The sequence below is a fragment of the Micromonospora globispora genome, assembly GCF_003857015.1.
Classification (GTDB): domain Bacteria; phylum Actinomycetota; class Actinomycetes; order Mycobacteriales; family Micromonosporaceae; genus Micromonospora; species Micromonospora globispora.
On record NZ_QGGF01000028.1, the window covers coordinates 1 to 9,455 of the forward strand.

A 9,455-nucleotide genomic window follows, 5' to 3' on the forward strand; every position below is an offset into this window, starting at 1 on the left:
GTGCGCCGGCGGCGGGGTGGTGGTGCTGCGCCACTGCTCGGTCAGGGTGGCGGTGCGCCCCGCACCGGCCAACGGCTCGGCCTGGCCGACCGGGGTCAGCGGGGCCTGCTCCACGGCCAGCGGCTGGCGCGGCCGCCCCACGGCCTGGTCGCGGCCCCGGATCGCCGGCAGCACCACGGTGGAGTTGGGCAGCGTCACCTGGACGACCGTCCCGCCCTCCACATTGCGGCGCAGCTCCACCCGGATGCCGTACCGGGAGGCGAGCCGGCTCACCACGGCCAGCCCCATCAGCCGGAACGCCGCGACGTCCACCGTCGGTGGGGCGGCGAGCCGCCGGTTCAGCGCGTCGAGCTGCTCGTCGGTGAGGCCGAGCCCCCGGTCCTCCACCTGGATCAGCACGTAGTCCCGGATCCGCCGGCCGTCGGCCACCACCGTGGTGTTCGGCGGGGAGAACCGGGTGGCGTTGTCCAGCAGCTCGGCGACCAGGCGGACCACGTCGTTGACCGCTTGCGCGGCGACCGAGATGTCGGTGTCGACGCTGCCGAACTCGATCCGGTTGTAGAGCTCCACCTCGGACTGCGCGGCCCGCAGCACGTCCACCAGGAGTGCGTCGTCGCGGCGCGGCACCGCCGAATCGGCACCGGCCAGCACCAGCAGGTTCTCGTCGTTGCGGCGCATCCGGGTGGCCAGGTGGTCGAGCTCGAAGAGCTGGGCGAGGCGCTTTGGGTCCTCCTCGCCGCGCTCGATCGCGTCCAGCTCGCCGATCATCCGATCGACCAGGGTCTGACTGCGCCGGGCCAGGTTGAGGAACATCGCCGACACGCTCGTCCGCAGCGCGGCCTGCTCGGCGGCCACCCGGACGGCCTCCCGGTGGACCACGTTGAAGGCCAGCGCCACCTGGCCGATCTCGTCGCGGTTGCTGAGCTGGATCGGGTCCCGGACCTGGCTGACGATCTCCTCCACGCCGCCGTCACCGACGGCGTTGACGGTCTGCAGCCGGCTGACCGCGTCCGGCAGGTCGTGGTTGGCCACCGACAGGGCCCCCTCGCGCAGCCGGCGCAGCGAGTGGTTGAGCGACCGGGCGAGGACCACGGCGAGGGTCACCGCGATGATCAGGGTGAGCAGCACGAGCAGGCTCTCGACGACAGCCTGCCGGATGACCTCCGTGCGCGCCTCGTCGGCCTCGGCGAGCAGCCGCTCCTGCAGCCGGATCTCCGCCCACCGCATCAGGTCGTTGACCGCGCCGATGGCCGCGGCGGCGTCGTCCCGGGTGACCAGCGGGGACTTCTCGACCGAGCGGGACAGGTCGGTCGCGACGCGGTCGGCGAGCACCACCGCGTCACCGGAGACCGTGCCGTTCACCAGGTTCCGCTGGTCCGGCTCGGCGGAGCGGGCGAAGGCGAGCAACGCCTCCTGCTGGCTGGTCAGGGTCGCCACGAAGGAGGAGAACTGCTCCTCGTCGAGCCGGCCCCCGGCCAACGCGGTGAAGGCCACCGCCTGCTCCTCGGCGACGGCCGCCTTGGCGTGGGCGAACGCGGCGACCGCCCGACGGGCGTCGGCCACGCGCTCGCCACCGGCCTGCTGGGCGAGCGTGTCGCCGTACGAGACGAGGTCGGTGAGGATGATGCCGTAGCGCAGGCTCGCCTCGGCCACCGGCATCTGCTGACGGTCGAGCACCTCCTGCCGGGTGCCGTTCAGCGTCGTCAGGTGATCGTCGATGACCTTGAGCCGGTCGCGGACCGCCGTCGGCACGTCACCGAGCCGCCCGCGCTCCTCCCGGTACGCCGAGATCCGCTCGTCGGTACGGCGGACCCGCAGGTTGTACTCGTCCGGCTTCTGCCGGGGCGCCGCGAGGTAGGCGGCCGCGGCCATCCGCTCCTTGTGCAGGTCCTGGCTGAGCGCCGAGATGTCGATGGAGAGCGCGGTGAGGGAGCGGATCCGGGTGGCGTCGTAGGCGCCCTCGCCGACGGACACGAGTCGGATCGTCGCCAGTGCGATGACGGCGGCGACCGGGACGACGAGGATGAGGGCGAGCTTGGACCGGATCCGGGCGTCACGCAGCCGGGGCAGCCGTCGTCGCCGGTTTCGCTGCTGGGCGCGGGCGCTCTCGGGCAGGGTCGTAGGTCCGGTGCTCACGACATCGCCTCCGTCGTTTCTCCCACGCCTGACCCGCCGACCCGTGCCTCGTGCAGCGGCCAGCGCCACGTGCGGCACGGCCGCGATTTCACCAGAGAAGATCCTGTTTGGGAAGCCGCGCTGAGGCAGGAATCGGTCGCAAGGGCTTCAACCCGGTGTGCGGTCAACTAATACCTTCTATTCTCCAGGCCCCTGAACAGGGAACGTGCATCCAGAGTGGTAAGTCGCAGATGGACGGCGCGCGCTCGTCAAAATTCGACGACCCCACCATGTGGGATGAGTGTCCCGAAACGGCTCCCGCATCCACGCTTGACCACAGGGCCCGGCATTGGCAAGGTTTTGCAGGCTTCGCGCACACCGTACGGCAGACCAATCCCGTTTCTCTACTGAGGACGGTCAAGCGGCGGTGATCGGGGTACGCCCGCGCCGCACCTGGAGGACTGAGTTGAGCCCCATCCGCTCCGCGAGCATCGCGGCGCTCGCTTCGGCCGTGCTGGCCACCACGCTCACCGGCTGCCAGTTCGGCGAGGAGCAGCAGGACACGAACCCCATCGTGATCGCCGCGGACCTCGAACTCTCCGGCGCCGCCGCGCCGGTCGGCAAGGTGTACCAGCGCGCCCTGGAACTGAAGGTCGAGCAGTTGAACGCGTCCGGCGCACTGGGCGGACGGAAGATCGAGCTCAAGGTGAAGGACAACCGCTCCGACGCCGCGGAATCGTTGCGCAACATCAACGATTTCAGCACCGACTCGCACGTCACCGCGATCATCATGGGCGGCTGCAACGAATGTGCGGTCGGTTCGGTCCGCACCATCAACGAGAAGCGCATTCCGGCCATCGCGCTGGCCCCCTCCGCCGCGATCACGGACCCGGTCGCCCAGCGCCGCTACATGTTCAAGCTGGCCCCGAACGCGGCCGACAGCGCCGGTGCGCTGACCACGGAACTGCGCCGGCGCAGCATCCACAAGGTAGCCGTGCTGCACGGCGCCGACAGCTACGGCCAGGAAGGGCTGGCCGCGCTGAGCCGCGAGTTCGACAAGGCGAAGATCCGGCTGCTCGGCGCCGAGGCGGTGCGGACCACCGACACCGACGTGAGCACACAGGTCGATGCGCTGGTGGGCAAGAAGCCCGACGGGCTCATCGTCTGGGCGCCGCCGGAGCAGGCCACCCTCGCCGCCGCCGGCGCCCGGCAGGCCGGCTTCTCCGGGTCGCTCTTCTTCGACGCCTCCGCCGCCGGCGACCTCTTCCTCGGCCCCGCCGCGGGCTCCACCGAGAAGGCCACCCTGATCTTCACCCAGACCATGGTGATCGACGACGTCATCGCCACCACCCCGGCCAAGGCGGCCCGCCGGCAGTGGTTCCAGGACTACACCGCCCGGTTCGGCGGGTACAACGGCTCCTCGTCCTTCGCCGCCGACGCGGTCCAGCTCATCGCCGACGCCGAGCTGCGCTCGGGTGGACCGGCCGGTCAGGTGAACCGGGACGGCCTGCGGGACGTCCTGGAGACCTCGCAGCTCGACGGCCTCTCCGGCCCGATCCGGATGACCCCGGACAACCACTCCGGCCTGATGCCTCAGGCGCTGACGACCCTGGTCGCCCGGGGCGGGCGCTGGCGGCTGGCCGGCTGAGTCCTACCTGCGCCGGTGGGTGTGGGTCAGCGGGCCGAGGTGGTGGCCTTCACCCAGGGCAGGGCGAGGCGTTCGACGACGCTGAGGGCGGCGTAGAGCAGGATGCTCATCAGTGCGATCAGCACGATCGCCGCCCAAGCCGTCGCGGTGTCCCCGACCCCGTTGTACTGCAGGATCTGGTAGCCCAGCCCCGGCTTGTCCGAGTAGAACTCGCCGATCACCGCACCGATCGCGGCGAGCGGCATGGCGACCTTCAACCCCACGAAGATCTGCGGGAGGGCGGCCGGGAGACGCACCTTGCGGAACGACTGCCACCATGACGCGTTCAGTGACCGGGCCAGATCGGCCAGGTCCGCCGGGGTGGTGGTCAGCCCGGTCGCGGTGGAGAGCACGATCGGGAAGAAGCAGAGCAGGAACACCATGACCAGGATCGGTTTCGCACCCCAGCCCACCGAGACCACCAGCAGCGGACCGAACGCGATCTTCGGCACGGCGTTGACCGCCACCAGCAGCGGCGCGAACATCCGCTCCACCCGCCGGGAGGCGGCCAGCGCCATGCCGATGAGCACGCCGGCGATCGAGGAGAGCAGGAAGCCGAGGACGGTCATCCCGGCGGTGATGCCGAGCGCCGGCAGCAGCACCTGACTCGTCCCGGTCAGCGAGGCCCAGACCAGCTGCGGCGGCGGGAGCGACGCCGGGTGGACGAGGTGCAGGCCCGAGGTGACCAGCCACCAGACCGACACCGCGATCACCAGCCCGAGCGCGGGCAGCCCCACCGCCGCCGGCCGTACGCCGCCCCGGCGCGGCACGGCCACCTCCGACGCGGTCCGGTCCGCCGCCGGCGTACCGGCCCGGGTGCGGGTCGACTCCGTCAACACGTCCTCCTCTCCTCGGCCGGCGCGACGACCGGCACGCGAAGGGGGTGCGCCCCACCGGAACCCCGGCGGGCCGCACCCCCGTTGTCCGAGCCGACCGGTCAGGCCTTCGGCACCAGGTTGAAGTCGATGATCTGGTCGGGGGTGATGTTCTGGGTGAGCGCGCCCGCGCCCTGCAGCAGCGCGATGCTCTTGGCGACCCGGCCGCTGTCCAGGGTGCCCAGCGCGGTGCCCGAGTTGCTGGACCGAACGTAGCCGGCCATCAGCTGCAGCTCGGCGGCGGCCGCGGCCGGGACGGCGGCGGGCACGTTCTTCTTCAGGATGTCGGCCGCCTCCTGCGGGTTGGCCAGGGCGTACTCCAGGCCCTTGAGCAGCGCCGCGGTGAAGCGCTTGACCATCTCCGGCTTCTCCTTGGCGAGCTTCGTGGAGGTGATCAGCGCGTTGCCGTAGAGGTCCTGCATGACGTTGCTGTAGGGCAGCACGACCGGCTTCTTCTTGGTCACCGCCTCCACGGTCGGCTGGCCGACGACGAACTGCCCGATGCCGTCGACCGCGCCGGAGGCGAGCGTGCCCATCAGGGTCTGCGGCTCACCGTTGACCCAGGTCACCTTGCTGGCGTCGATGCCGGCCAGCTTGGCGTACGTCGGGAAGAGGTTGCGCACGACGGAGCTGGGGGTGTCGGCGAGCCTCTTGCCCTCCAGGTCCTTCGGGGTGGCGATGTTCTTGCCCTCGACCGAGACGATGGCGGCCATGGTCCGCTGCTGGATCGCCGCCACCGCGACGAAGTCCTTGGCCTTGCCATTGCCGAGCTGGAGGATGCCGCCGGTGAGGTCGATCGGGCCGAAGTCGGCCTTTCCGCCGACGACGGTCTGGATGACCGAGCCGGTGCCCTCGCCGGGCTTGATCTCCACGTCGAAGCCGGCGTCGGAGAAGAAGCCCTTCTCCTTCGCCACCCAGGCGTAGGAGTCACGGCCGAAGTTGCCGAAAGACGTGAGGTACGTCACCTTCTCCAGCGTCGCGCCGCCCGCGCCCTTGGCATCGTCGGACTTGTCCGAGCCGCTGCTGCAGGCGGAGACCAGCGCGAGGGCGGTGGCCAGCGCGGCGGCCGCGACCGTACGGGTCAGCCTTCTCATCAGTGCACCATGTCCTTTCCGACCAGGTCACGTTCACCCGGACGGGTCGTGGGTCCGACGGTGCCGGCGGAAGGGGTGAGCCGGTACGACCGTCGTGAGGGGACTCTTCGCGCGGACAGCGTACGAGAAGGCCAGTTTCCGCACGGCGACCGTATCGGTTGCGGAACGGAAACGAAGTTGCGTAAGGGAAAGTGACCGACGTCCACCCCGGACGGTGCTATAGGGACTGTCGCCGGTTACCCTTGCCGGGCTCGTCGTCGTCGAGCAGGAGGGAGGCCGGCGGAGATGATCCGGTTGTCCGGGGTGTCCCGTACCTTCGACGGCCGCTCAGGTCGGGTCGAGGCGCTGCGCGGCATCGACCTCGACGTCGCCGAGGGTGAGTTCGTCGCCGTCCTGGGCCGCTCGGGCTGCGGCAAGTCCACCCTGCTCCGCATGATCGCCGGGCTGCTCCCGGTCAGCGAGGGTGAGATCACCGTCGCCGGTACGCCAATCACCCGCCCCCGCCGGGACATCGCCATGCTGTTCCAACGCCCCGCCCTGCTCCCCTGGCGCTCGGTGCTGGACAACGTCCTCCTCCCGGTCGAGATCTTCGGCTGGAGCCGGGCGAAGCACCGGGAACGCGCCCGGCAACTGCTGGAGATGGCCGGGCTGGGCGGCTTTGAGAAGCGCCTGCCGCATGAGCTCTCCGGCGGCATGCAGCAGCGGGTGTCGCTGTGCCGGTCGCTGATCGGCCAGCCCCGGGTGATGCTGATGGACGAACCCTTCTCCGCGCTCGACGCGCTCACCCGGGAGGAACTCTCCGGGGAACTCCAGCGGGTGCACATGGAGACGAAGGCGACCATCGTCTTCGTCACCCACTCGATCGACGAGGCGGTGCTGCTGGCCGACCGGGTCGTCGTGCTCAGCCCGCGCCCCGGCCGGATCCGCAAGGTGGTGGAGGTGGACATCCCCCGGCCGCGCACCCTCGGCCGCAACGCGCACCTGGCCGAGGTGGCCCGGGTCAGCGCCGACCTGCACGAACTGCTGATGGAACGGGACGCCCCGGAGCCGGCCGCCCCGGTCGGCGCGCCGAAGCAGCGCGGGGCGGGAAGCGACGAGACGGATTCGCCGGCGGAGGCCGGCGTGGGAGGGCGGTGACCATGCGGGTGTCGGTCTTCACCGAGCCGCACCGGGGAGCCAGCTACGACGACCAGCTGCGCTTCGCCCGGCTGGTCGAGGCGGGCGGCTTCGAGGGCTTCTTCCGCGCCGACCACTACCAGTCGATGGGCGACGACCCCGGCCTGCCCGGCCCGACCGACGCCTGGCTCACCCTGGCCGCGCTGGCCCGGGAGACCTCCCGGATCCGGCTCGGGACGCTGGTCAGCTCCGCCACCTTCCGGCTGCCCGGCCCGCTGGCCGTGATGGTGGCCCAGGTCGACCAGATGAGCGGCGGCCGGGTCGAGCTGGGCATCGGGGCCGGCTGGTACGAGCGGGAGCACACCTCGTACGGCATCCCGTTCCCGCCGGTGGGTGAGCGGTTCGACCGGCTGGCCGAGCAGCTGGAGATCATCACCGGGCTGTGGGCCACCCCGTCCGGCGAGACGTACAGCTTCAAGGGCGACCACTACCGCCTCCTGGACGCGCCCGCGCTGCCCAAGCCGGTGCAGCGCCCCGGCCCGCCGATCATCGTCGGCGGCCGCGGCCCGAAGCGCACCCCCGAACTGGCCGCCCGGTACGCCGACGAGTTCAACATGCCGTTCAAGACCGTCGCCGAGACGGCCGCCGCGTACGAGCGGGTGACCGAGGCGTGCGACCGCCTCGGCCGTACTGAGTCGGGGCGTCCGCCGCTGGTGCTCTCCGCCGGCGTGGTGGTGGCGATCGGACGTACCGACGCGGAGGCGCAGCGGCGGGCCGCACCGCTGCACATCAAGAGCGCGCTGCCGCCGGAGGACCCGGTGGTTGGCTCCCCCGCGCAGCTGGTCGACCGGCTCGGCGAGTTCGCCGCGATCGGCGCCACCCGGGTGCACCTGCGGCTGATCGACTTCGCCGACCTCGACCACCTGGAGCTCATCGCCACCGAGGTGCTCCCCCAGCTGGGCGGAACCCGATGACCGAGCTCACCCAGGACGTCGAACTCGGCCCGGTCGGGCAGGAGATCGTCTACGAGAACGACCGGGTCCGGGTCTGGCACATCCGGCTGGAGCCGGGTGAGCGGCAGCCGCTGCACCGGCACGACCACCCCTACCTGGTCATCGCCGTCCAGGGCGCGAAGAACGTGGTGCAGACGATCGACGGGACCCGCATCGACGCCGACGAACCCACCGGCGGCGTCGTCTACCGCGATCCGGGTGCCGTGCACATGCTGACCAACGTCGGGGACACCACCTACCTGGCGCGCCTGGTCGAGCTGAAGTAACCAGGTCAAAGGCGGCGCGCCACTTCCCGTGTGCCACGGTGGCGATCGGGCGCACCGGGCCGTAACGTGCCCGACATGGCCTTTCGGACGTGGGGCAGGCTGCTACTCACGGCATTCGGGGTGAGCGTGCTGGCCGGGGCCGGCCAGCTCGGCATCGCGTACGGGTTCGGCATCGTGCGCCTCACCGGCACGTTCACCGACGGCTCGGTCAACCGGTGGCCTGCTCAGCTCGTCTGGGTGGGCTGGTTCGCCGCGGTCGCCGCGGTCGCCGGGGCCGTCTTCACCGCCCGGCTGGCCCGCCGGCTGGGCCTCCCGGGCGGCACCGGTGAGCAGCTCGCCGTGGCGGGCGCCGCCGCGCTCGGCGCGACCGTCGTCGCCCCGCTCTGCATGCAGCCCGCCCGGGCCGCCCAGCTCGGCACGGTGGACCCGGTGTGGGCGGTGGGCATCTGCGCCATCCTCGGCGCGGTGGTCGGCGCCGGTGCCGCACTCGCCGTCCTGCTGAGTCCGCCGCTGGGCTGGAACATCGCGCTGACCGCCGGCGCCGTCTGGCTGCTCGCGCTGATCTCGGTGGCGCCGTCGCTGGCCGCCAGCGGCCTGCTGCCCACCGTACGCCTCGGTGTCCTCGAGCCGTCCTGGCTGGACAGCGGGACGACCCAACGTTTCGCCATGCTGATCCTGCCCACGGTGGCCCTGGTCGCCGGTGCGGTGGTCGGCACGCTGGCCCGCTGGCGGGGCCACGCCCCGGTGGTCGGCGGGGCCGCCGGCGCGGCCGGTCCGGTCCTGGTCGCCTTCGCCTACCTGACCGCCGGCCCCGGCGACGCGGCCGACCGGTACCAGCTGGCCCCCTACTACGGCGCACTGATCGCGGTGGCTGCCGGCGCGCTCGGCTCGACCGCCGTCACCGCGCTGCGCCGGTCGACCCCAGCGCCCGCGACGAACGCCATCGAACCGACCGACATCCTCCAGCCACTGCCGGCCGGACCCACCCGGGCGACGGGCGCTTCCGGCTCGACGGACCGGACGGGCAGCGGGCTCGCCGTGACCGGCCCGAGCGCTACCGGTACGCCGACCGTGGCGGGCAGCGCGAGCACGGCGGCCGCCGACCCGGGTCTCTTCCCGACCGACCGGGGCACGGGTCCGTCCCGCGGCGATCGACCGACCCCAGCGCACTGGGACTGGCCGGAAGCCGCACCGAGCGGCACGCCGGCACCGGTGCCGACCGGCTTCGCCCGCCCCACCGGCGGCCGTCACCCCGACCACCAGGTCCCCGGCACCCCGGTCCCGCCCTC

Annotated in this window: 7 protein-coding genes and 1 pseudogene; 5 read left to right on the forward strand and 3 right to left on the reverse strand. The window is 72.0% G+C overall.

Annotation, left to right across the window (positions count from 1 at the left end; translation table 11 throughout):
* Positions 1-2,136 (reverse strand): sensor histidine kinase (locus tag DKL51_RS00750; protein ID WP_124811615.1); only part of this gene is annotated, 2,136 nt, incomplete at its 3' end.
* Positions 2,137-2,581: 445 nt separating this feature from the next.
* On the opposite strand from DKL51_RS00750, the gene DKL51_RS00755 reads away from it, so the two are divergent.
* Positions 2,582-3,763, forward strand: coding sequence for an ABC transporter substrate-binding protein (locus tag DKL51_RS00755; protein WP_109946330.1), 1,182 nt, complete (start codon positions 2,582-2,584; stop codon positions 3,761-3,763).
* A 26-nt stretch (positions 3,764-3,789) separates the two neighbouring features.
* Here the strand turns inward: DKL51_RS00755 and DKL51_RS00760 are convergent, their stop codons facing one another.
* Positions 3,790-4,578 carry an ABC transporter permease gene (locus DKL51_RS00760; protein ID WP_423790599.1) on the reverse strand — a complete coding sequence of 263 codons (789 nt, stop codon included), beginning with the start codon at positions 4,576-4,578 and terminating at the stop codon, positions 3,790-3,792.
* 161 nt (positions 4,579-4,739) lie between these two features.
* Positions 4,740-5,771, reverse strand: coding sequence for an ABC transporter substrate-binding protein (locus DKL51_RS00765; RefSeq protein WP_109946331.1), 1,032 nt, complete (start codon positions 5,769-5,771; stop codon positions 4,740-4,742).
* Positions 5,772-6,056: 285 nt separating this feature from the next.
* Here DKL51_RS00765 and DKL51_RS00770 point away from each other — a divergent pair, with 285 nt between their 5' ends.
* The 4 genes and pseudogenes from DKL51_RS00770 to DKL51_RS00785 form a co-directional block, all read left to right on the forward strand.
* Positions 6,057-6,908 (forward strand): ABC transporter ATP-binding protein, encoded by an 852-nt coding sequence (locus tag DKL51_RS00770; RefSeq protein ID WP_243420892.1) that lies wholly within the window; start codon positions 6,057-6,059, stop codon positions 6,906-6,908.
* A gap of 2 nt (positions 6,909-6,910) precedes the next feature.
* Positions 6,911-7,861, forward strand: a complete 951-nt coding sequence (locus DKL51_RS00775) for an LLM class F420-dependent oxidoreductase (protein WP_109946332.1) — start codon at positions 6,911-6,913, stop codon at positions 7,859-7,861.
* Positions 7,858-8,166 (forward strand): cupin domain-containing protein, encoded by a 309-nt coding sequence (locus DKL51_RS00780; RefSeq protein WP_109946333.1) that lies wholly within the window; start codon positions 7,858-7,860, stop codon positions 8,164-8,166. The genes DKL51_RS00775 and DKL51_RS00780 overlap by 4 nt, the downstream gene beginning before the upstream one ends.
* Before the next feature lie 75 nt (positions 8,167-8,241).
* Positions 8,242-9,455 (forward strand): annotated as a pseudogene (locus DKL51_RS00785) (hypothetical protein); the annotation flags it as partial.